The 23443-nt window shown below is 40.0% G+C and carries 22 protein-coding genes and 2 pseudogenes; 11 read left to right on the plus strand and 13 right to left on the minus strand.

What is annotated here, in order from left to right; genetic code table 11:
* Positions 1-19: 19 nt before the first annotated feature.
* On the minus strand, positions 20-889 hold the full coding sequence (locus tag HMPREF2732_RS08535; protein WP_070592510.1) for a VirK/YbjX family protein: 870 nt from the start codon (positions 887-889) through the stop codon (positions 20-22).
* A 113-nt stretch (positions 890-1002) separates the two neighbouring features.
* On the opposite strand from HMPREF2732_RS08535, the gene yihA reads away from it, so the two are divergent.
* Both yihA and HMPREF2732_RS08545 read left to right on the plus strand, forming a co-directional pair.
* The gene (gene yihA / locus HMPREF2732_RS08540) at positions 1003-1617 is read left to right on the plus strand and encodes a ribosome biogenesis GTP-binding protein YihA/YsxC (protein WP_070592514.1); all 615 of its coding nucleotides are present in this window, start codon (positions 1003-1005) and stop codon (positions 1615-1617) included.
* A 129-nt stretch (positions 1618-1746) separates the two neighbouring features.
* Positions 1747-3276: a YifB family Mg chelatase-like AAA ATPase gene (locus HMPREF2732_RS08545; RefSeq protein WP_070592517.1), complete on the plus strand. Its 1530-nt coding sequence runs from the start codon at positions 1747-1749 to the stop codon at positions 3274-3276.
* 42 nt (positions 3277-3318) lie between these two features.
* Here HMPREF2732_RS08545 and nfuA read toward each other — a convergent pair whose 3' ends face one another.
* The 7 genes from nfuA to HMPREF2732_RS08580 all read right to left on the minus strand — a co-directional run bounded on the left by nfuA (position 3319) and on the right by HMPREF2732_RS08580 (position 8381).
* The gene (gene nfuA, locus HMPREF2732_RS08550; protein ID WP_014064659.1) at positions 3319-3903 is read right to left on the minus strand and encodes a Fe-S biogenesis protein NfuA; all 585 of its coding nucleotides are present in this window, start codon (positions 3901-3903) and stop codon (positions 3319-3321) included.
* A 115-nt stretch (positions 3904-4018) separates the two neighbouring features.
* Positions 4019-4708, minus strand: a complete 690-nt coding sequence (locus HMPREF2732_RS08555; RefSeq protein ID WP_070592520.1) for a ComF family protein — start codon at positions 4706-4708, stop codon at positions 4019-4021.
* Positions 4709-4727: 19 nt separating this feature from the next.
* Positions 4728-6110: a type IV pilus secretin PilQ gene (locus tag HMPREF2732_RS08560; protein WP_070592523.1), complete on the minus strand. Its 1383-nt coding sequence runs from the start codon at positions 6108-6110 to the stop codon at positions 4728-4730.
* A gap of 1 nt (position 6111) precedes the next feature.
* A complete protein-coding gene (locus HMPREF2732_RS08565) occupies positions 6112-6495 on the minus strand; it encodes a pilus assembly protein PilP (protein ID WP_049385075.1) in 384 nt (127 codons plus the stop codon).
* Positions 6495-7037: a competence protein ComC gene (locus HMPREF2732_RS08570; RefSeq protein WP_070592526.1), complete on the minus strand. Its 543-nt coding sequence runs from the start codon at positions 7035-7037 to the stop codon at positions 6495-6497. The genes HMPREF2732_RS08565 and HMPREF2732_RS08570 overlap by 1 nt, the downstream gene beginning before the upstream one ends.
* A complete protein-coding gene (locus HMPREF2732_RS08575; RefSeq protein WP_070592528.1) occupies positions 7034-7546 on the minus strand; it encodes a PilN domain-containing protein in 513 nt (170 codons plus the stop codon). The genes HMPREF2732_RS08570 and HMPREF2732_RS08575 overlap by 4 nt, the downstream gene beginning before the upstream one ends.
* Positions 7533-8381, minus strand: a complete 849-nt coding sequence (locus HMPREF2732_RS08580; protein ID WP_070592531.1) for a competence protein ComA — start codon at positions 8379-8381, stop codon at positions 7533-7535. The genes HMPREF2732_RS08575 and HMPREF2732_RS08580 overlap by 14 nt, the downstream gene beginning before the upstream one ends.
* Before the next feature lie 99 nt (positions 8382-8480).
* Here HMPREF2732_RS08580 and HMPREF2732_RS08585 point away from each other — a divergent pair.
* From HMPREF2732_RS08585 to HMPREF2732_RS08590, 3 genes and pseudogenes are all read left to right on the plus strand, one after another.
* Positions 8481-10331, plus strand: a pseudogene (locus HMPREF2732_RS08585) (penicillin-binding protein 1A); the annotation flags it as partial.
* Between the two features lie 75 nt (positions 10332-10406).
* A pseudogene (locus tag HMPREF2732_RS10015) lies at positions 10407-11099 on the plus strand (penicillin-binding protein 1A); the annotation flags it as partial.
* 66 nt (positions 11100-11165) lie between these two features.
* On the plus strand, positions 11166-12011 hold the full coding sequence (locus HMPREF2732_RS08590) for a 23S rRNA (adenine(2030)-N(6))-methyltransferase RlmJ (RefSeq protein ID WP_049385083.1): 846 nt from the start codon (positions 11166-11168) through the stop codon (positions 12009-12011).
* Positions 12012-12046: 35 nt separating this feature from the next.
* Here the strand turns inward: HMPREF2732_RS08590 and psiE are convergent, their stop codons facing one another.
* From psiE to rpsU, 4 genes are all read right to left on the minus strand, one after another.
* On the minus strand, positions 12047-12463 hold the full coding sequence (gene psiE / locus HMPREF2732_RS08595) for a phosphate-starvation-inducible protein PsiE (RefSeq protein WP_049365746.1): 417 nt from the start codon (positions 12461-12463) through the stop codon (positions 12047-12049).
* A gap of 129 nt (positions 12464-12592) precedes the next feature.
* Positions 12593-14488, minus strand: a complete 1896-nt coding sequence (gene rpoD / locus HMPREF2732_RS08600; RefSeq protein WP_049385084.1) for an RNA polymerase sigma factor RpoD — start codon at positions 14486-14488, stop codon at positions 12593-12595.
* Positions 14489-14557: 69 nt separating this feature from the next.
* Positions 14558-16342 carry a DNA primase gene (gene dnaG / locus HMPREF2732_RS08605; RefSeq protein WP_049385085.1) on the minus strand — a complete coding sequence of 595 codons (1785 nt, stop codon included), beginning with the start codon at positions 16340-16342 and terminating at the stop codon, positions 14558-14560.
* A gap of 136 nt (positions 16343-16478) precedes the next feature.
* Positions 16479-16694: a 30S ribosomal protein S21 gene (gene rpsU, locus HMPREF2732_RS08610; RefSeq protein ID WP_005694732.1), complete on the minus strand. Its 216-nt coding sequence runs from the start codon at positions 16692-16694 to the stop codon at positions 16479-16481.
* Positions 16695-16912: 218 nt separating this feature from the next.
* Here rpsU and tsaD point away from each other — a divergent pair, with 218 nt between their 5' ends.
* The 6 genes from tsaD to HMPREF2732_RS08640 all read left to right on the plus strand — a co-directional run bounded on the left by tsaD (position 16913) and on the right by HMPREF2732_RS08640 (position 21309).
* Entirely contained in the window at positions 16913-17941 is a 1029-nt protein-coding gene (tsaD, locus tag HMPREF2732_RS08615) for a tRNA (adenosine(37)-N6)-threonylcarbamoyltransferase complex transferase subunit TsaD (RefSeq protein ID WP_070592535.1), read from the plus strand.
* A gap of 9 nt (positions 17942-17950) precedes the next feature.
* Positions 17951-18187 (plus strand): hypothetical protein, encoded by a 237-nt coding sequence (locus tag HMPREF2732_RS08620; protein WP_049357145.1) that lies wholly within the window; start codon positions 17951-17953, stop codon positions 18185-18187.
* The gene (locus tag HMPREF2732_RS08625) at positions 18187-18768 is read left to right on the plus strand and encodes a thymidine kinase (RefSeq protein WP_070592536.1); all 582 of its coding nucleotides are present in this window, start codon (positions 18187-18189) and stop codon (positions 18766-18768) included. Before HMPREF2732_RS08620 ends, HMPREF2732_RS08625 begins: the two co-directional genes overlap by 1 nt.
* 36 nt (positions 18769-18804) lie before the next feature.
* Positions 18805-20025, plus strand: coding sequence for an aromatic amino acid transporter (locus HMPREF2732_RS08630; RefSeq protein WP_070592537.1), 1221 nt, complete (start codon positions 18805-18807; stop codon positions 20023-20025).
* 276 nt (positions 20026-20301) lie between these two features.
* Complete coding sequence (locus HMPREF2732_RS08635) at positions 20302-20688, plus strand: YgiW/YdeI family stress tolerance OB fold protein (protein ID WP_005694737.1); 387 nt, start codon at positions 20302-20304, stop codon at positions 20686-20688.
* Positions 20689-20745: 57 nt separating this feature from the next.
* Positions 20746-21309: a hypothetical protein gene (locus HMPREF2732_RS08640; RefSeq protein ID WP_032822367.1), complete on the plus strand. Its 564-nt coding sequence runs from the start codon at positions 20746-20748 to the stop codon at positions 21307-21309.
* A gap of 101 nt (positions 21310-21410) precedes the next feature.
* On the opposite strand, the gene ligA is transcribed toward HMPREF2732_RS08640, so the two are convergent.
* Complete coding sequence (gene ligA / locus HMPREF2732_RS08645; RefSeq protein ID WP_410002389.1) at positions 21411-23414, minus strand: NAD-dependent DNA ligase LigA; 2004 nt, start codon at positions 23412-23414, stop codon at positions 21411-21413.
* Positions 23415-23443 lie beyond the last annotated feature (29 nt).

Genomic DNA, 23443 nt, shown 5'->3' on the forward strand with positions numbered 1-23443 from the left:
TTCACCGCACTTTTTACTTTTACAATCCTAACTTTTCTTCGATTACTTTGGCCAAATCATCTAGCATCGCATAACGCTTGCGATACATGGAACGTTTTTTACTCGGTACACCATCAAGATTTCTATCTATTTCTAAAGGTAATTCCCAATAGTCCTTCAACTGTCCACCTGATTCAGCAAAAATCGCATCATAATCTACGACATAATGTGAACTTTGAATAAAACGCGATTTATTTTGATATTTTTGTGGAATGCCCAATAACGTCTTAAAACCCAACGCTTTTGTCAATGCTTTCATCGTTTCCACCATCAAATAAGCAGGGCGCAAACCATGACAAGTTTTTGTGAGTTGCTTCACCATCTCTTTAGAACCCTCAAAATTGGGCCCCTGCACCACAGAAATAAGCAATGACTCGCCAAGTTTGGCAAAAGTAAGCAAATACACTAATTCATTACGTGGTTTATGCCATAACTCCAATACCCAATAGCCTTCCATTGGTTGGTGTGTGGTCATCGACAATATTATTTCAAAATCAGGAATCACTTCACCAAAACTTAATGACGTTTTATAAATAGGTGCTGAAAGTGCGCTCAATTTTTTAGGTAAAAAAAGTAGATTATCGCAGATAGCTTGGAAACGCTGTTTACTGTTAAAACGTTTATCTAAAAAACGATAAACTAACGGATAGCTATAATCTGCATGTTCATTTAATAACGTCACAAGAAAAGGATGCTGGTTAATAAATTGCTCAAATTGAGCAATTGATCCACGGTGTAAAAAAGCACGAAGACGATAACGTAGGCGCTTAAGCACATAAGAATGCCCAGGTCTATCGGGATAAACGGCTTCCGCTTTTGGCCAGCGATATTGCTTCTCTTGAGATTCCATAGTTGTTAATATAATTAAAGAGGCTTTAAATCACACAAAGCGCGCATTCTCTCATAATTTCAGCAATTTTTCTATTTGTGATATGCTAGGGGCAATTGATGAAAGGAACCATTATGTCTGAAATTAAACTGAATTATCATAAAACGCATTTTCTTACGAGCGCCCCAAATATTCGTGCCATCCCAGAAGATACTGGAATTGAAATTGCTTTTGCGGGACGCTCAAATGCAGGGAAATCAACCGCACTTAATGCGTTAACCAATCAAAAAAGCTTAGCCAGAACGTCTAAAACACCTGGTCGTACACAGCTCATCAATCTTTTTGAGGTAGAGCCGAATTGTAAATTGGTGGACTTACCCGGCTATGGCTATGCTGCGGTTCCTGAGAAAATGAAAATTGAATGGCAAAAATCCCTCGGGGAATATTTGCAAAAGCGTAAATGTTTAGGTGGACTTGTTGTTTTAATGGATATTCGCCATCCTTTAAAAGATCTCGACCAACAAATGATCGAATGGGCTGTTTCTGCTGACTTACCAGTTATGTTACTTTTAACTAAGGCAGATAAACTCAGTCAAAGTGCGCGTAGCAAACAAGTCAAAATGGTACGTGAAGCCATTTTACCCTTCCAAGGTGATATTCAAGTCGAAGCCTTTTCTGCACAAAATAAAATTGGCATTGATAAATTGGCTGCCAAGTTAGATAGTTGGTTTTCGCCACTTTTTTCGTAGTTTTTTATCAAGAAAAAGTCATTTCTGCGATCAAGATCGCAAAAAAAGTACAGGATGCATGATTTCATTCTGTGCTTTTTTTATAGTGCAAAAATCTGATTATTTTTGACCGCACTTTAAGGAATCTGAATGTCTCTTGCCATTGTTTATAGCCGTGCATCAATGGGGGTACAAGCCCCTCTTGTTACCATTGAGGTACACTTAAGTAACGGAAAGCCTGGATTTACCTTAGTTGGTCTACCCGAAAAAACCGTAAAAGAAGCGCAAGATCGTGTCAGAAGTGCATTAATGAATGCGCAGTTCAAATATCCTGCCAAACGCATCACCGTAAATCTTGCACCGGCTGATTTACCCAAAGAAGGAGGGAGATTTGATTTACCTATTGCAATCGGTATTTTAGCTGCATCAGATCAATTAGACGGTAGCCGTTTAAAACAATTTGAATTCGTTGGCGAGCTCGCCTTGACGGGGGAATTACGTGGCGTACACGGTGTCATTCCTGCCATTTTAGCGGCACAAAAAGCCAAACGTGCCCCCATTATCGCTTATCAAAATGCCAATGAGGCGTCGCTTGTCTCAGAGCAAGAGACTTATTTCGCTAAAAATCTGCTAGAAGTCGTGCAATTCTTAAATAATCAAGAAAAATTACCTTTGGCTTCATTACTTGCACAAGAAAGTGCGGTCGGATTTTCAGCTAAAAATCACTTGGATTTGACCGATATTATTGGTCAGCAACATGCTAAACGAGCTCTAACGATAGCGGCAGCTGGTCAGCACAACCTACTCTTTTTAGGGCCACCTGGGACGGGTAAAACCATGTTGGCAAGTCGCCTCACGGCATTGCTCCCTGAAATGACGGATTTAGAAGCCATTGAAACCGCTTCGGTTACGAGTTTAGTACAAAATGAATTAAATTTTCATAACTGGAAACAACGTCCGTTTCGAGCGCCACATCATAGTGCCTCATTACCTGCCTTAGTAGGAGGAGGAACCATTCCAAAACCAGGCGAAATATCGCTCGCACATAACGGCGTACTTTTTCTTGATGAATTGCCTGAGTTTGAGCGTAAAGTGCTTGATGCGCTTCGCCAGCCATTAGAAAGTGGAGAAATTATTATTTCGCGTGCCAATGCGAAAATCCAATTCCCTGCTCGCTTTCAACTCGTTGCCGCAATGAATCCAAGCCCAACGGGTCATTACACTGGAACACATAATCGCACCTCACCGCAGCAAGTGATGCGTTATTTAAACCGACTTTCAGGACCGTTTTTAGATCGCTTTGATTTATCTATTGAAGTCCCTCTTCTGCCACAAGGTAGCTTACAGAATACAGGGGATAGAGGCGAGACAAGCCAGCAAGTACGAGAAAAAGTGTTAAAAGTGAGGGAAATTCAACTTACTCGAGCCGGTAAAATCAATGCGTATCTTTCAAGCAAAGAAATTGAACGAGACTGTAAATTACAAGATAAAGATGCATTATTCCTTGAGAATGCACTCAATAAGCTAGGACTTTCAGTAAGAGCCTATCATCGGATTTTAAAAGTCTCACGCACGATTGCTGATTTAAATGGCGAAAAAGAAATACAACAATCTCATTTAGCAGAAGCGCTAGGATATCGGGCCATGGATCGGTTGTTACAGAAATTGTCTACTGCTTAAAAATAAAAGGGCGAATAATTCGCCCTTTTTTATCTTCTATGCTTAGTAATAAGAATGTTCACCACGCTGGTGTTCTGTGACGTCTCGTGCGCCTTTTAGTTCATTTGGGAAAAGTGCGACCAATTGTTTCTCTACACCATCTTTTAAGGTGACATCAACCATTGAACAACCGTTACAGCCACCACCAAATTGTAGAACTGCATAACCGTCATCGGTAATTTCAATTAACGTGATTTTACCGCCATGGCTGGCTAATTGTGGGTTAATTTGTGTTTGGATCACGTACTCTACGCGCTCAATTAAAGGCGCATCATCTGCAACTTTACGCATTTTTGCGTTAGGTGCTTTTAAAGTCAGTTGAGCACCGAGCTCTTCGGTTACGTAATCAATTTCCGCATCTTCTAAAAACGGTAAACTGATTTCATCTACAAACGCTGAAAAAGTATCGTATTTCATTTCGGTATCAGTCGCTTCAACTGAATTTGGCGGGCAATAAGAAACGCCACATTCTGCCCCAGGCGTACCAGGATTCACGACAAAAATACGAATATTTGTACCTTCTTCTTGTGTATCTAAAAGTTTCCGAAAATGTGCTTGTGCAGCATCTGAAATAAAAATTTGTTCCATAAATAAAGTCCTAATACTTGATGCAATATATCAAGAATGATACTCCTATACGGCAATTTTTTCTACATTTATTCCTATTTTTATAGATATAGGTAAATCCTATCCTTAACAGATTTTAGGCTCGAGCTAAGCCCCATACTTGAATTTCTTTTACACCTAATTTTCGAAGCTGTTTAGCTATTTCTGCTAATGTTGAACCGGTTGTAATCACATCATCCACCAACGCAACACGTTCATAAGGAAAAGGCTTTTGGGTATTCACTGTAAAAGCATTTTTAAGGTTTTGTCGTCGATCTTTCGCCGTTAAACCTCGCTGAGTATGGGTATGTTTAATCCGTTTCACCACATGATGACAGTTAGGCACATCACACCAGCGACTTAACCAATTAGCCAATAAATCAGCTTGGTTATAGCCCCGTTGCCATTGTCGAAAATGATATAACGGTACGGGAATAATCGCCTGTGGCAGCGAGAGCCCATGTGTTCGTCTCGCCTGTCGCACCGCAAGATAAAGCAAACGCGATAAACTGCGATCTAACCAAAACTGTTTTTGGAATTTAAAACGATGAATAAGTGAAGAAAGTGGTTCAAGGTAATGCCCAATGATCACAATGCGATCCCAAGCAGGTTCATTTTTCAAACAATGTCCACAGCCCATTGCATAATGCTGCAAGGGTGAACCACATCGACCACAATAAGGGAAAGTTTTAATTTGCTTCTGACATCGACTACACAACCCGTTTCGACCAAGATGAATAGATCGCTTGCAATACACACAGCTAAACTGAAAAAAATGGGAAAACATAAAAGAAATTGACCGCACTTTATTTTTTCGCTTTTTCAACTTGCTTAAAATGCTTTTCTTTCTTAGCCATTTCCATTCTTTCACCCTGTTTCAAAATATGAGGTGTCACAAAAATGACGAGTTCGCGTTTTTGATGACGTTCACTTTCCTTACTAAATAAGCGCTTAATACCTGGAATATCGCCCAATAATGGTACTTTATCGACACCTTTCGTGATCGTATCGTGAAATACACCACCTAATACAATTGTTTCGCCATCTTTGGCAAACACTTGCGTATTAATTTCTTGTTTATCAATGGATACCACTTCATTTTGCCCATAAGCCACTCGATTCCCTGGAGAATTTTGACTCACTAATAAATCCAATAAAATATTATTATCCTTCGAAATATGTGGTGTCACTTCTAATCCCAACACCGCTTCTCGAAATTCCACTGATTGAGTGTCATTTTTCCCATTTGTCACCACATAAGGAATTTCTGTCCCTTGTTTGATGCTTGCGCTTTTCTTGTTGGTCGTAAGTAAGCGAGGGCTTGCAATAATTTCTACGTTATTTTCACGTTCAAGTGCGGTCAATTCTAGGTCTAATAATCGACCATTAATTTTAGCTACTTGAAGAGCTAATGAGCCAGCTGGCGTGACCGTTGTCGCAAAATTCACATTTAAATTATTACTGATATTGCTAAACCCATTCGCATCTAGACTGCCACTCACTCGATGGGCTGCCTCAGTAGGATTAAAAATACCCCAACGCACACCTAATTCTTTTAGGCTTTCATCGGTAATCGTCACAATACGTGCTTCAATGACAATTTGTTCAATGGGTTTATCTAGCTCTGCAATCAATTTTTTAATATTTTTGAGTGAACGTGCATCATCCTGAATCAGTAATACATTGCTTCGGTCATCAAATGTAATTGTGCCGCTAGGTGAAAGCAAAGAACCACTACCAGTTGTTAAAGATTTCATCACATCAGAGGCCTTGGCAAAATGCAGTTTAACCGTTGTACTCACAAGTGGTGTTTCACTAGGCAAACTTTCTCCGCTAATTGCCATAGGTTCTGTCATTTTCTCTGCATATTGCTCATGTTGAGAAGGCTTACCCAAATAATAAATATCATTTTCTTGATAAAAAGAGAGCCCTTTGATTTTTGCTACAGAACGCAATAAACGATCAAAATCTACATTATCCAATTGCAATGAAAGCGTTCCCTCTAATTCATCATCAATCATTAAATTAGTATTTTGCTCAAGAGCAAGTTGTTGGAGTGTCGCCACCATGGGAGCTTGTTTTAAGCGAAGTGAAAATACGCGATTCTCTGCCGCTGAGTAAGTTGTCCATAGGATCAAAAAACACATTAAAAACTGACCGCACTTTGTTTTTATTTTCTGCTTTATCATTTTAAAATCTCATGATGATTGATGTCGTTTGTTCACATTGTCCTGCTTTATAACCTTGAAGCGTCAAGCTGTTTTTACTCACTTTTTCGATTAAATAGCCTTCCTTTCCAATTCTCTGCCCGACTTGAACCAACAAAATATGCCCATCATCATTAAATAACACTTCTGCCTGTTTACCGTATTGCAAGACACCTACAATATGTAGCTGAGCCAATGGGCGTTCCTCCGCCAGTCTCGGCTCCGAATATACGCAAGCCGACACTGGCGGTAGGGTGAGCCCCTCTTTTGGATATTCGGTTTGTTCTCTTTGTTTACGATCAAAAGGATCTTGCGAAAATGACGATACAGAAAAAAACGCTATCAAGATTAAGAAGAGCTTTTTCATTATTTATCCTTATTTAATTGGAAAATTAACTCACATGTAATAGAAGCATTTTCCTCTTCATCTAATTTTTCAATGTTTAATTGCGTTAACGAAAGTGTAGGAACATCGCTTAAAAGTGCGATCAAAAATTGCTGTAAATCGACAAAATAGCCTTGTAACGACAAATGGAACAAAGTATGTTGAGAAAAATCCCAACGCAAATCCAACGCTCGAAGTCGCCCATTTAACAACGCCTGCACATGCTGATTTATCGGCAACACAGAATTAGCCAATTCTGGAGAAAGTTGTCGGCTGTCTGACTTTTGTCTTAAGGTTTGTAAAATCTTTTCCTGTTTCTCCCACTCTTGTTGTTGCAAACTCAATTCTGCGTCAAGTCGATGTCGTTCATTACTGTTTTCAACGTAACGAAAAACAGGTAAAAAGATGACCGCACTTAATGCACTCAACCAAAAGGCAGCATGGACCATTTGAGGTAATCGAAGCCATCGCCCAAACCAACTTTGCGCACTTTTTTGAACGATCTCGTTGATAAGGTTTCTCATTGCACAAGCTCCGATAAATGAATATCAAATTGAAAGAACAACTGCTGTTGCACTGGTTGAAACTTAGTTAAGTTAACCTCTGTAAAATGGCGTTTGAGAAATTGATGTATCTCTTCAAACTCTTGTTGGCTTTCTGTCATGCCTGAAAGGACAACTTGCTTAGCATTGAGCGTAAATTCATCTAACTCACCTTGTTGTAATGGCAACTCAGTTAATAAATTAAGCATTCGATACACATATTCCGTCTCCATTTCTGTCAGCTCATTCAGTTCTTTTAAGTTACTTTGTAGTTGCTGAACTTGAATGCGTTTCTGATGGACTTGATGAGTAATTTGTGTCAGTTTTTCTTTTGTCTGGCTTAGGGCTTGCCCTTGTTGTTCATTGAGTTGGTTCAATCCAACAACAATCAAAACTAAACAAGCTAGCCAAATTAAACCTTGCCACATAAAACGACGAAAGGCCTTTTGATGTTGTTCTAAGCGCCAAGGCAATAGATTAAGGCTTAACATCACCACTCTCCCGATTACTTGGAGTCAAAAGTGCGGTCGTTTTTGAGGATAAATCCACGAGCTTTAAATCGGTTTGCCAGAGTGCATTGCCTAAAGCGATGAAAGGTAAATCTGTTTCGATTCGTGGCCAATCCTGAGGCAGTAATTCGATTGTGCGTGAATTTAATATATCGGGCGTTTGATACACATAAATCTGTTCTATTGTTTCAGGAAAACGCTGGATAAATTGTTGATAAAGCTCAGATAAATCACTTTGAGATTGTAAGACTTGTCGTTGTTGTAAGCGTTCACAAACGGCGAGACAACCTTGTTGATCTTGATATAAAAACAAGGCGTTCGTCGGCTCTTGCCCTAAAATGGCATAAAATGCACGCAAAATGCTGTGATTCAGTAAATCAAGTGCAGTCAATTTTAGTGGCAAATATTTTTCTAATTCTGCATTGGCGCTTTCTTGTCGAATCGCCGTGATATCCAAACGAAAACCTTGTTTTAATGGCGTGGTAAGATAATCAAACCATAATTCATCCAAAGGAATCGGTAATTCTTTTTGCAAAATAAAACGACATTGTTGTTCACATTCCTGGGCATTGAGTGTTTGTGGTAGAATAAGTGTTTTAGACCAAGTTAAGTGGGGCGAAATGGCGCCAACAAAACAGCATTGACTGTTTTTTTGTGGCAAATGAGGCAATAACTGAGAAAAAATATCTTTTTGTTGCGTATTTAAACAAATTGATTGAACTTTGTGTAATTCATCTAGCCAAACAAAATAGAGGTTATCTTGTTGTTTACTCACACCAATTTGTAGTTTTTGCTGCTTTCTATTGGCAATTCCCATATTCTTTCCTATTCTTTAAGGGATTAATCTTTTATACTTAGCAGCCAAAATCATAATTTTGATTTTTTGAATATTCATTAAACCAGAGAGAATTTTACGATGCGGATCGCAAAATTAATATTAAGTACCCTATTTACGATATGTATACTGGGGTTAGTTGCCGGTGGAGTGTTTTATTTTCACTTAAAATCCTCCTTACCGTCGGTAGAAAGCTTAAAAACCGTTGAGTTGCAACAACCAATGCAAATCTATACGGCTGATGGCAAATTAATCGGTGAAGTGGGTGAACAACGCCGTATTCCTGTGAAATTAGAAAATGTGCCTCAGCGTCTGCAAGATGCCTTCTTAGCAACTGAAGATAGCCGTTTTTATGAACATCACGGTTTAGACCCTGTTGGTATTGCTCGTGCGATTTTTGTTGCCGTCAACAATGGTGGAGCATCCCAAGGGGCTAGTACCATTACGCAACAGCTTGCACGTAACTTCTTCTTAACCCCAGAAAAAACCATTATTCGTAAAGCTCGCGAAGCAGTATTAGCGATCGAAATTGAAAATGCCTTAAGTAAACAAGAAATTTTAGAACTTTATTTGAATAAAATTTTCCTAGGGTATCGTTCTTACGGCGTCGCGGCTGCCGCACAAACCTACTTTGGTAAAAACTTAGATGAATTAACGCTTTCTGAAATGGCCGTCATCGCAGGCTTACCAAAAGCCCCTTCTACCATGAATCCCCTCTATTCGCCAAAACGTGCCGAAGAACGCCGTAATGTAGTATTAAGTCGAATGTTGGATGAAAACAAAATCACCAAAGCAGAATATGATGCGGCCATTAAAGAGCCAATCGTCGCAAGTTATCATGGGGCTAAATTCGAATTTCGTGCAGACTATGTAACTGAAATGGTTCGTCAAGAAATGGTGAAACGTTTTGGTGAAGAAGAGGCTTATACCAAAGGTTATAAAGTCTTCACAACTGTGCTTTCAAAAGATCAAGCGGAAGCACAAAAAGCCGTCCGTAATAACCTGATCGATTATGATATGCGTCATGGCTGGCGTGGTGGTGCACCACTTTGGAAAAAAGGTGAAGCACCATGGGATAATGAACGCATTGTCGCTTTCTTGAAAAAATTGCCAGATTCAGAGCCGTTTATTCCCGCAGCGGTAACAGCATTAGGTAAAAATGGCGCAGAATTGCTCTTAGCAAATAATGAAACGATGACGCTTTCTTCTAACGCAATGCGTTGGGCCGGTAAATCACCGGTTAAAGTGGGTGAACAGATTTGGATTCGCAAACGTGATAACGGCGAATGGATTTTAGGTCAAATTCCCGCGGCTAACTCTGCATTAGTTTCATTAAACTCTGATAATGGAGCCATTGAAGCGATGGTGGGTGGTTTTAGTTATGAACAAAGTAAATTTAATCGTGCAACGCAATCTTTAGTACAAGTCGGTTCTTCGATTAAACCATTTATCTATGCCGCTGCATTAGAAAAAGGTTTAACCCTTTCAAGCGTATTGCAAGATAGTCCTATCTCTATTCAAAAACCAGGACAACCTTTGTGGCAACCGAAAAACTCACCTGATCGTTATGACGGTCCAATGCGTTTACGTGTGGGGTTAGGTCAATCTAAAAACATGATTGCCATCCGAGCACTACAAACTGCAGGTGTTGGCTTTACCGCTGACTTCTTACAACGTTTTGGATTTAAACGCGACCAATATTTTGCCAGCGAAGCGCTTGCATTAGGTGCAGCATCCTTTACTCCGTTAGAAATGGCACGTGCTTACGCGGTATTTGATAACGGTGGTTTCTTAATTGATCCTTACCTTATCGAAAAAATTCAAGACAATACCGGTAAAGATTTATTTATTGCGAACCCGAAAATTGCTTGTATTACCTGTAACGACATTCCTGTGATTTATGGTGAAACCAAAGATAAAATTGATGGTTTTAAAGATGTCGCAGAAGTGGCTAACCCTGACAATCTAAAATCTGCTAAAGGTAATAGCAACACCGATACAGATGAAGGTGAGGGTGATCAGCAACCTGAGAATGTACCAGACTTGCCAGAGCTTCAAACATCAGCATTAAATGACGGTTCTGTTGATTTAATGGCGGATGCGAAAGACGGTGCGGCAAAACAAGAGTACGCACCTCGTGTGATTAGTGGTGAATTAGCCTTCTTAATTCGTAGTGCATTAAATACGGCGATTTATGGTGAGCAAGGACTTAGTTGGAAAGGTACCAGCTGGCGTATTGCTCAAAGCATTAAGCGTAGTGACATCGGCGGTAAAACCGGTACCACGAATAGTGCGAAAGTTGCTTGGTATGCGGGCTTTGGTGCTAACTTAGTGACAACGACCTATGTCGGTTTCGATGATAACAAACGCGTATTAGGTAAAGGTGAAGCGGGTGCGAAAACCGCAATGCCTGCCTGGGTTGCTTATATGAAAGCTGCACTTTCTGATGTACCAGAACGTCAACTCACACTTCCACCAAACATCATGGAAAAAACCATTGATAGTAACTCTGGTTTACTTTCTGAAGGTGGTGGTCGCAAAGAATACTTTATCGTCGGTACTGAGCCTAAACGTACTTACATTGCGGAAATGCAAGAGCGTGGTTATTATGTTCCACCAGAGTTACAACAACGTCTAAACGGTGGAACAGGTAAAACTAAAGATGCCATTCCAGCAACGCAACCAGAAGAATTATTCTAACCCTGATTTAAATACTAAAAGTGCGGTTAATTTTGACCGCACTTTTTTACGTCAAAAGGACAAACCATGTTAAGTTATCGTCACAGTTTCCATGCTGGCAACCATGCCGATGTGCTAAAACACATCGTGTTAATGCTGATTTTGGAAAATCTCTCTCTGAAAGAAAAAGGTTTCTACTATCTCGACACCCATTCAGGTGTCGGTCGTTATCGCTTAAGTTCTAACGAATCAGAAAAAACTGGCGAATATAAAGAGGGAATTGGGAGACTTTGGGAAAAAAAGGATTTACCCGAAGAAGTTGCACGCTACGTAGATCTTATTAAAAAGCTCAATTATGGTGGTAAAGAATTACGTTATTACTCAGGCTCTCCAATGATTGCCGCCCAACTATTACGTCCTCAAGATCGTGCATTACTGACAGAATTACATCCTAGCGATTTTCCATTATTACGCAATAACTTTAAAGAGTTTAAGAATATCACCACAAAATCAGAAAATGGTTTCCAACAACTCAAAGCGACACTTCCACCAAAAGAACGCCGCGGTTTAGTGCTTATTGATCCACCTTATGAATTAAAAGAGGATTATGATTTGGTGGTGAAAGCGATCGAAGAAGGTTATAAACGCTTTGCAACAGGCACTTATGCGATTTGGTATCCAGTGGTTCTACGCCAACAAACAAAACGCATTTTTAAAGGATTAGAGGCAACGGGAATTCGTAAAATTCTGAAAATTGAATTGGCTGTTCGCCCTGATAGCGATCAACGTGGTATGACCGCAAGTGGAATGGTAGTGATTAATCCACCTTGGCAATTAGAACAACAAATGAAGTCTATTTTGCCTTATTTGACCCAAACGCTCGTCCCTGAAGGTACGGGAAGTTGGACAGTGGAATGGATTATACCGGAATAATCCATTCCAAAACCGCGGTCAAAATGACCGCACTTTTAAATTTTAATTTTATTGGAATACAACACTAAACAAAGTGCAATAACCATAATTAAAATCGCGCCTGCGAATAAGATAGTATCAACTGAGCTCTCATGATTCACAATAATCAGGCGCAACATGGCGGTAATCCCCGCGTAAATAAAATAACGCAAAGGAAAGTGATAACCACTTTTAAAATATTGCACGATTAGGCCAATAAAACCGAAATATAAGAAAAACATCACGGCTTGTTCAGCAACATCATAAGGCACTACGCTTGATGTATTGAACACCATAATTGCTAAGGTATAGGTAATTTTAGCTAAAGCAATAATCAACACTAAAGCCAAAGCAATAAGTGAAAAACTTAATATCACTTTTAATACACTAGTTACTACTCTAGGCAGCTTTTCTAGTTCTTGAGATTCTTCCATAAAGTTCCTTGTTTTTTTAAATGATGAAAGCGCGTATTTTAAGGGAATGTGTTTTTTGGTAAATAGTAAAATGTAATCAAATAAAAAGGGCAGATATTTCTGCCCTTTATTTTTTACATGAATGAATAATTACTCATCTAAGAAACTTCTTAAGGTTTCTGAACGACTTGGATGACGTAATTTACGCAATGCTTTCGCTTCAATCTGACGAATACGCTCACGGGTTACATCAAATTGTTTACCCACTTCTTCAAGCGTGTGGTCGGTGTTCATATCAATACCAAAACGCATACGTAATACTTTTGCTTCACGAGGGGTTAATCCTTCTAGCACTTCATGAGTTGCCACTTTCAAGCTTTGCGCAGTTGCAGAATCTAATGGCAATTCAAGAGTTGAATCCTCGATGAAGTCACCTAAATGTGAATCATCGTCATCACCGATTGGGGTTTCCATTGAAATTGGCTCTTTCGCAATTTTAAGCACTTTACGAATTTTATCTTCTGGCATTCCCATACGCTCAGCAAGCTCTTCCGGCGTCGCTTCACGTCCCATTTCTTGTAACATTTGACGAGAAATACGATTTAATTTGTTAATCGTTTCAATCATATGAACCGGAATACGAATTGTACGTGCTTGGTCTGCAATGGAACGCGTAATTGCCTGACGAATCCACCAGGTTGCATAGGTTGAGAATTTATAACCACGACGGTATTCAAATTTATCTACCGCTTTCATCAAACCAATATTCCCTTCTTGAATTAAATCCAAGAATTGTAAACCTCGGTTTGTATATTTTTTCGCAATAGAAATGACCAAACGTAAGTTGGCTTCAACCATTTCTTTTTTCGCACGGCGAGCTTTTTGTTCACCACGAGATACCGCATCACAAATCTCACGCATTTGTTGAATGGTTAGATTGGTATTTTGCTCAATATTCGCTAAGTTATCTAAAGATAAACGGATACGTTCTTCATATTTTGGTAAACGTTTTGCCCAAGCTTTCGTTGATTTTAATGCTTTTGCTACCCATGCATCACTGCTGCCATTAGCAACAATGAGTGCCTCAAATTCATCTTTCGGCATACCCGCGATATCAACTAATACTTTTTGTAGTTGACGCTCTTCTGCACGTACACGTTTCATCATATTCTTCATTGATAAAACAAGTACATCAAATTGTTTTGGCACTAAACGGAATTGTTTAAAAATATCTGCGAGTAGAGCAATTTGATCTTTTGCGCGTTTACCACTACGTCCGTGTTTTGCAATAGTTGCTAATGTTTTAGTGTGTTGCTCTCTTAATGCCGCAAATCTTTCACGCGCTACTTCAGGATCGATGCTGTTATCAGAATCGCTCTCATCAGAACTTGAGCTGCTATTGCTTTCATCTTCCTCATCGCTCTCATCATCAACTTCTGCAGCTGCAGCGGCTTCAACACTTTCCTCTTCGTCAGCAAAATTCTCATCAATATTTGCTGCTTCCTCTGCGGCAATATTTGGATCCACAAAGCCGGTAATTAAATCAGCTAAACGATAATTACCCGCTTCAACTTGATCATAATTATTTAATAGCTCTGTTAACGCTTCTGGATATGCTGCAATGGCGGTTTGAACTTCATCAATCCCTTCTTCAATACGTTTTGCAATGCTGATCTCATCTTCACGGGTAAGAAGATCAACCGTTCCCATTTCACGCATATACATACGCACAGGATCGGTTGTACGACCGATTTCAGATTCCACATTGGATAAAATCTGCGTTGCTTCTTCCACAGCATCTTCATCCGGAATCGTGTCATTCAACATCATTTCATCACTTTCCGGTGCTTCATCAAGAACCGGAATACCCGCATCATGCTGTAAAGTTTGCAACAACTTATCGTAATATTCTGGATCGATCAAATCTTCTGGAAGCAAGTCATTGATCTCCGCATAAGTTAAATAACCTTGCGTACGACCTAATTCCATAAGCTGTTCAATTTGTTCTGAATATTGATCGGCGGTAGATTGTTGATTTTGTTCCATTTTTATTCCCGTTTTGCGTTATTTTTGGAAGATAAAAGCCCTTGTTTTGAACAGGAGATTTTACCATTGTTATGACGGATTAACTAACTGTTTTTTCTGCTCTTCTTTTCCCTTGAGCAAATTCACTAAAATTGCTCGTTCTTGATCAGTTAAGCCTTCCGCCCTTTCTTTGGCGATAAGCATCTCAATATCACGTTCAATCGCTTGAATATTCAATCGACGATAGTTTTGAGAGAATGCATTAATGATTTCTAAATCATCTAATAGATGATCCCAAGAGGCTAATATTTCAAGGGGCTTGCTGAATTCTGTATCACGAAAATACTCTAAGATTTGCCCTGTTGTAATGCCTTCTCGTTCTCGACAAAGTGCGGTCAATTTTTCGAGTAATTCGTAACCCGCCTCATGCTTTAAGGCTTGTAAACCCACATCAGAAATACGATTCACTAATTGTGAATTCTGTAATAACAGCGAAATCACCATGCGCATTGGTGTTTTCTTAATGGTTTTTTGTGGCGTTTTAGGTTTGGGTTCAGCCTTATCTATTTGATTTGGTATTAAGCTTTCAAGCTGTGATTGATCAAAGATCCCAAGCTTTTGCGCCAACATATTCCGCAATGAAAGACGCAGCATATCACCAGGGATTTGACGAATTAAAGGCGCCGCGAGTGCCACTAATTTGCCTCGTCCTTCTTGCGTCGAGAAATCTACTTGTGGACTTAAATGCGCGAATAAGAATTCTGTGAGAGACTGAGCTTGATCAATATATTCTTCAAACTTTTCTTTACCATATTGACGAATATAAGTATCCGGATCTTCTCCATCTGGCAGGAAAATAAACTTAATTTGTCGTCCATCCTCCAGATAAGGCAAGGCGTTTTCAAGTGCACGCCAAGCAGCATCACGCCCTGCTCTATCGCCATCGTAGCAGCAAATGACTTGCTCTGTTGAACGGAACAATAATTGAATTTGTTCCGAGGTCGTCGATGTACCAAGAGAAGCCACTGCATAATTCACACCAAATTGCGCTAATGCCACCACGTCCATGTAGCCTTCAACCACCAGTAATTTTTCTGGCTCATCATTGATTTGTAAGGCTTCATACAAGCCATAAAGTTCATTACCTTTATGGTATGTAATGGTTTCGGGGGAGTTCAAATACTTGGGTTTTTCATCCGTTAAAACACGTCCACCAAAGGCGACCGTACGACCACGTTTATCTCGAATCGGAAACATGATGCGATTACGGAATTTATCGTACACATTTCCACGATCGTTGCGAGAAAGCATACCTAAATCAAACAGCTTTTTCTGTTCTTCTCGATTTTTGCCGAATTGACGTAACACCGTATCCATCGCATTGGGTACATAACCAATTTGAAAACGAGCAATAATTTCTGGCGATAAACCACGTTGCTGAAGATAGCTTTGAGCCGGAATATTTAGTGGGAGTTGCGCTTGATAAAACGACGCAATCTCTTGCATCAAATCGTATAAATTACGTTTTGTCTGATAACTCACATCCGGTTTATTGCCGAATTGATTTGGGCGTTTTTCATAAGGCACTTCAATTCCTGCCGAAGCAGCAAGTTCTTCAACGGCTTCAACAAATTCTAATTTGTCATAATCCATTAAAAATGAAATCGCATTGCCTTTCGCACCACAACCAAAGCAATAATAGAATTGTTTTTTTTCACTTACTGTGAAGGAGGGTGTTTTTTCGTGATGAAACGGACAGCAAGCTTGATAATCTCGTCCCGCTTTTTTGAGTTTCACGCGTGCATTAATCACATCGACAATATTCGATTTTGTGAGCAGATCATCAATAAACTGGCGTGGAATTGAGCCTTTCATTGCCTTGCCTCCTTGAATACGATGCGAAAGTGCGGTTGATTTTGCGTGACTTTTTCCGATTAGTTTAAAGCAACAAAACCGTGATACCCAAAAGGTTTCACGGTTTGTCTTAACTCGAGTTAGAAAATACTACAAATTAGTATAAACGGGTATTGCGCGCGTTTTCGCGAGCGTTACGTTTAGCGTGACGTTTAGCAAGTGTTGCTTTTTCACGTTTACGGATTGTAGTTGGTTTTTCATAGAATTCACGAGCGCGAACTTCTGCTAAAATACCAGCTTTTTCGCAAGAGCGTTTGAAACGACGTAAAGCTACGTCGAATGATTCGTTTTCACGTACTTTAATTACAGGCATAAGCCAATCACCTCAATGAGTTTAATTTAATTGCAATTTTAAATTTTTATTACTGCCGAATGAACGGCAAATTCAATAAAGGACGCAATTCTAATCGATCTTCCCTGCAAAAGCAAAGGAAAGATCGCCTATTTGCTGAAAATTTGGCGTTTAAACTGGTTTAAACGGGCCAAACAAGGTAAAATCTTTGCCAATTTTTTTAATAAAATGAGAAGAAAATGCGTATTTTAGGAATCGAAACCTCCTGTGATGAAACAGGTGTCGCGATTTATGATGAAGACAAAGGCTTAATTGCTAATCAACTCTACACGCAAATTGCCTTGCATGCGGATTACGGCGGTGTGGTGCCAGAACTGGCTTCTCGCGATCACATTCGCAAAACAGCACCATTAATTAAAGCCGCATTAGAAGAAGCCAATTTAACCGCTGATCAAATTGATGGTATCGCCTATACAAGCGGTCCTGGTTTAGTGGGCGCATTATTAGTGGGCGCAACGATCGCGCGTTCACTGGCTTATGCCTGGAATGTGCCCGCTATTGGCGTACACCACATGGAAGGTCATCTACTTGCTCCAATGCTTGATGAAAACCGACCGCACTTTCCATTCATTGCCCTCTTAGTTTCTGGTGGGCACACACAATTAGTGCGCGTTGATGGCGTAGGAAAATATGAAGTCATTGGCGAATCCATTGATGATGCGGCAGGCGAAGCCTTTGATAAAACCGCGAAATTATTAGGGTTAGATTATCCTGGTGGTGCGGCACTTTCACGTTTAGCCGAAAAAGGATCAAAAGATCGCTTTGTGTTCCCTCGACCAATGACGGATCGCCCTGGACTTGATTTTAGCTTTTCAGGTTTAAAAACCTCAGCGGCTAACACTATTAATCAGGCGATCAAACAAGAAGGTGAATTAACCGAACAAACCAAAGCAGATATTGCCTTTGCCTTCCAAGATTCCGTCGTGGATACACTTGCAATTAAATGTAAACGTGCCTTAAAAGAAACCGGCTATAAGCGTTTAGTGATTGCTGGCGGGGTGAGTGCAAACAAAAAATTACGTGAAACCCTTGGCACAATGATGAAAAATCTTGGTGGTGAAGTATTTTATCCGCAACCTCAATTTTGTACCGATAATGGCGCCATGATTGCCTATACGGGCTTTTTACGCTTAAAACAAGGTCAGCATAGCGATCTCGCCATTGATGTTAAACCTCGTTGGGCAATGACTGAACTCCCTGCAATTTAAGGAAAAAATATGGAAAATATGATTAAAGTGAGAGCCATGCGTGCAGCCGGTATCGCTTGTTTTTTAGTGCTCGCGATTATTGGCGCATGGATTTTTACCACACCAAGTGGTGATATCGTTAGCGCGCTTTCAGCTGCCGGAAAAATGGTTGGCGGTGGTGCAACTTACGGTACCTTTATGCTCGCAGCCTGTCCACCTGTTGCAGGATTTATTGCCTATTATTTCTGGAAATGGGTGATTAAATAATGGCAAAACTCTATTTTTACTACTCTACAATGAATGCGGGCAAATCAACTACGTTGCTGCAGTCTTCCTATAACTACCGTGAACGCAATATGAACACCATGGTTTATACGGCAGCCATTGATGACCGCTTTGGAACAGGCAAAGTCACGTCGCGTATTGGTATTCATGAAGATGCGAATTTATTTACATCAACGAGTGACCTTTTTGCCGAAGTGAGCCAACGTTTACAAGAAGAAAAAATTCATTGTGTTTTAGTTGACGAAGCCCAGTTTTTAACGAAACAACAAGTGTATCAATTAAGCGATGTCGTAGATAAACTGAAAATTCCTGTGCTTTGTTATGGCTTGCGTACCGACTTCCAAGCAGAGCTATTTGAAGGCAGTAAGTATTTACTTGCTTGGGCAGATCAACTAGAAGAACTAAAAACTATCTGTTATTGTGGGCGCAAAGCCAATTTCGTTTTACGTTTAAATGAACAAGGTGAAGTCATTAAGGAAGGGGAACAAATCCAAATTGGTGGAAACGACTCTTATCTTTCGGTTTGCCGCTATCATTACAAAGAAAAGTGCGGTCAGCTTTAACCTCGTTTTTCAATTTTATACTCGGAGGACAATTTTATGCTAAAAAACAAAACATTCGGCAGTGCCTTAATCATTGCAGGCACGACCATCGGAGCGGGGATGCTCGCGATGCCATTAACCTCTGCCGGTATTGGTTTTGGTTACACCGTTTTCTTATTAGTCGGCTTATGGGCACTTTTGGTTTACAGCGGTTTGCTTTTTGTTGAAGTGTATCAAACTGCAGATCGCTTGAATGATGGTGTGGCGACTCTCGCTGAGAAATACTTCGGCATCACTGGGCGTGTCTTAGCCACCTTTAGTTTGCTCATTTTACTTTATGCCCTTTCTGCGGCCTATATCACCGGGGGCGGTTCATTATTATCAGGTTTACCAACCGCTTTTGGTTTTGAAAATCTTTCCTCCGAACTTTCAATCATTTTATTTACCGTCGTACTCGGTGCCTTTGTGGTTGTAGGTACAAGAGGCGTTGATGGTGCCACCCGTATTCTGTTCATCGGTAAATTAATTGCCTTTGCTTTTGTGTTGTTCATGATGTTACCCAAAGTGTCTGTCGATAACCTGATGGCCTTACCTTTAAATTATGCTTTCGTGATCTCTGCGGCGCCAATTTTCTTTACCTCCTTTGGCTTCCACATCATCATGGGTAGCGTAAACAGCTATTTAGATGGTAGTGTGACTCAATTCCGTAAAGCGATTTTAATTGGTACCGCAATTCCACTTGTAGCTTATTTAGTGTGGCAATTAGCGACTCACGGTGTATTAAGCCAAAATGAATTCATACAAGTATTACAAGCGGATCCAACCCTTAACGGTTTAGTCAATGCCACACGTCAAATCACCAACTCCCACATTATGGGTGAAATCGTACGTGTGTTCTCTGCACTTGCATTAATTACTTCTTTCCTAGGTGTGATGCTAGGGGTATTTGAAGGTTTAGGCGATTTATTTAAACGTTACAAATTGCCACACAACCGTTTAACACTGACTGTTGCAGCATTTACTCCACCACTTGCATTCGCCTTGTATTATCCTGAAGGTTTTATTGCCGCATTAAGCTATGCGGGTTTACTCTGTGCATTCTATTGCTTAATTTTACCTATTGGACTAGCATGGAAAACACGTCAAGCGAATCCAAATCTGCCTTATCGTGTAATCGGTGGAAACGTAACCTTAGTGATAGCCTTAGTAATTGGCGTAATAATTATGATCGTACCATTCTTAATTCAAGCAGGTTATTTACCTGCAGTAGCAGGCTAAAGAGCGGTAGATTTCCAGGGCATTTTTCTCATAAAAGTAGGGCTTAAACGCCCTATTTTTTTATTTTCAAAAAATTTTCATTTTTTTTACCTCTCTTAATCTTTCCTTAAGATTCTCTTGTTTAAATACACTCATCGAAAGGCAAACAATCCAATCGATAAATAAATCTGAAAAATGTTAATCACTTAAGAAAAGATTAAGATTTGAATGATTTAATACATCTGAAAGCAAAGCTTTCAACTTACTTTATGATTATCTTATTTAGGAGAACAAACTATGAAAAAATTACTTACTGTTGCAGCTATCGCATTATCTTCTGTTGCCGTATATAACACCGCAATAGCACAAGGATTTAATGATGGTCACAAGCACAACACCCAACAAGGTTTTGTCGATGAAAGTGTTATTGTAAAAACCGTTGATGATGCATTAAATGCCAATGATGACACTCCAGTTCGTTTAGACGGACAAATTGTAAAACAAATTGGTAAAAAGGATTTCTTATTTAAAGACGCAAGTGGAAAAGAAATTCAAATTGAAGTCAGCAAAAAAGCATGGAATGGTGAAACGATAGCACCTCAAGATAACATTCAAATTATCGGTAAAGTCGATAAAGAATGGAATAAAACAGAAGTGGATGTGAAACAAATCATCAAAAAATAAGTAACAAAATGACCGCACTTTTCTTAAGTGCGGTTAAAAATCCCAAAGGAGAAGAAAATGGAAAACGTACAAACAATGTCAGATCTTATGCAGCAAATTCAACAACGAATTGATTCAATAAAAGCCTCTGCCATGCAGCAACAAACAGAAATGAAACAGTCATTAAATGAATGTATTGAGCAAAGTGAAGCCATTCAAAATCAATTAGTTCAAAGCCAACAGCAATTAACATCACAATTGGAATACGGCACGGCAGTATTAATTGAACTGGAACAAGGGTTACAGCTAGATTTCAGTACAGAAATCGCCGAATTTGAACAGTTGTGTCAAAATGAAACCGCCGATACGACAGAATTAACGCAACGATTGGAACAGCATGTACAGGAAAAAATCACGTTCCAATTAAACGAATTAAAAGCCAAAACAGGTATAGCCTTACAAGAGATTGGTCAGGTGACACTCCATATTAAGCAGTTATTTGGGGCAGAAAAAAGTGCTAAAGTGAAAGGATTGGCAAAATTAAAACAACGTTTATATAAACGTTTTGGTAAACAGATTATTGCTTCAAAAGAATGCTTGGCAAAACAACTGGAACGCGGAGCCAGTAAATTAAGAGCTTAAAATGTCCGCTATCGTTTATTAAGAAGAAAAGTTAAACCGCACTTAATCTTGAGATGAGATGAAGTGCGGTCATTTTTTTAGTTTTTTTTCGATTGAAACGGTTAAATCTGAGCCAAAAATTCTTCTTCCGTTAGAACGGTAACACCTAATTCTTGTGCTTTTGTGAGCTTAGAACCCGCCGCATCACCGGCAATCACAAAATCTGTTTTTGCTGAAACCGAGCCGCTCACTTTCGCGCCCATGTCTTGTAATAGCGCTTTAGCTTCATTACGGCCCATTTGAGTTAAGGTTCCGGTTAACACAACCGTTTTGCCTTTAAAGCGGTTTTCTGTGATCTCTTTGGTTTCCACGGTTTCCCAATGTACGCCTTGAGCGATTAAATCATTCACTACCGCCACATTATGTGGTTCGTGCCAAAACGCCAAAATACGATTTGCCACTACTTCGCCCACATCAGGCACTTGCTGTAAGGCTTCTAAATCTGCATTTTGCAAAGCTTCCAAGGTTTTAAAATGATTCGCTAAATTCAATGCGGTTGCTTCACCCACTTCACGAATTCCTAAGGCGAAAATAAAGCGTGCTAGCGTCGTATTTTTTGCTTTTTCAAGGCTAGCCAATGCATTTTCGGCTGATTTTGCTCCCATTCTTTCCAAACGGGTTAGCGTGGTTAAATCTAACTTAAATAAATCGGCGGGTGTATGAACTAATTCACGATCCACCAACTGTTCGATTAATTTACCCCCTACGCCATCGATATCCATGGCCTTGCGAGAAACGAAATGTTTAAGCGCTTCTTTACGCTGTGCGGCACAGAACAAACCGCCCGTACAACGCGCTACCGCTTCACCTTCAATACGAACAATGGCCGAATCACATACTGGACAAGTTTTAGGGAAAATGATCGGTCTCGCATCCGCTGGACGACGGTCGTGCAATACGCCGATAATTTGAGGGATCACATCTCCCGCACGGCGAATCACTACCGTATCGCCAATAGCAATGTCCAAGCGTTCAATTTCATCACCATTATGCAATGTGGCGTTACTTACCGTTACCCCTGCCACAAATACCGGTTCTAATTTGGCAACAGGTGTAATTGCCCCCGTTCTGCCCACTTGGAATTCTACATCATTTAGGCGAGTTAATTCTTCTTGTGCAGGGAATTTATAAGCAATCGCCCAACGTGGCGCTTTGGAAATAAAACCTAATTTCTCTTGTAACGCAATATCATTGATTTTTAACACGGTACCATCAATATCGTAGCCAAGAGCACTACGTTTATTTTGAATATCACGATAAAAACCCAACACTTCATCTGTGCCGTTACATAAACGGATTTCTGGGTTTACCGGAATCCCAATAGACTTCAACCATTGCAAACGATCATAATGCGTATTCGGCAAATCTACTCCTTCAGCAATACCAATACCATAAGCATTCAATACCAATGGACGCTTACTCGTAATTTTTGGATCAAGCTGTCGCAACGAACCTGCTGCGGCATTACGTGGGTTAGCAAAGGTTTTCTCGCCTTTCTCTAAAGCCTGTTGATTTAAACGCTCAAAGCCTTCATGTGGCATAAACACTTCACCACGCACTTCTAAACGAGCGGGTGGATTATCCATTAAAAGTTGCAATGGAATATTTCGAATTGTACGGATATTCGCTGTAATATTCTCCCCTGTTGTCCCATCACCACGAGTTGCAGCTTGAGTCAGTACGCCATTCACATACAAAATACTCACCGCTAAACCATCTAATTTCGGCTCACAGCAGAAAGTGAGGGGGGCAGGCAAACGAATAAGACGATCTTCAATACGTTTTACGAATGCATAAAATTCCTCGTCTGAAAAGGCATTATCCAAAGACAGCATTGGAATTTCATGACGAATTTGTGCAAAACCAGAAAGCGGTTTGGCGCCTACACGTTGAGTAGGTGAATCTGCCGTAATGAGTTCCGGATGGGCGGCTTCTAAGGCTTTAAGTTGATGAAATAAACGGTCATATTCCGCGTCAGGAATCGTTGGGTTATCCAATACATGATATTCATATTCATAACGACGAAGATCCTGACGTAATGTATCAATTTGTTGCTGAAGGCTCATAATGTTCTCTAATGGTTTACTCATTGAAT

This window comes from Haemophilus sp. HMSC061E01 (genome assembly GCF_001810345.1).
Taxonomy (GTDB): Bacteria; Pseudomonadota; Gammaproteobacteria; order Enterobacterales; family Pasteurellaceae; genus Haemophilus_D.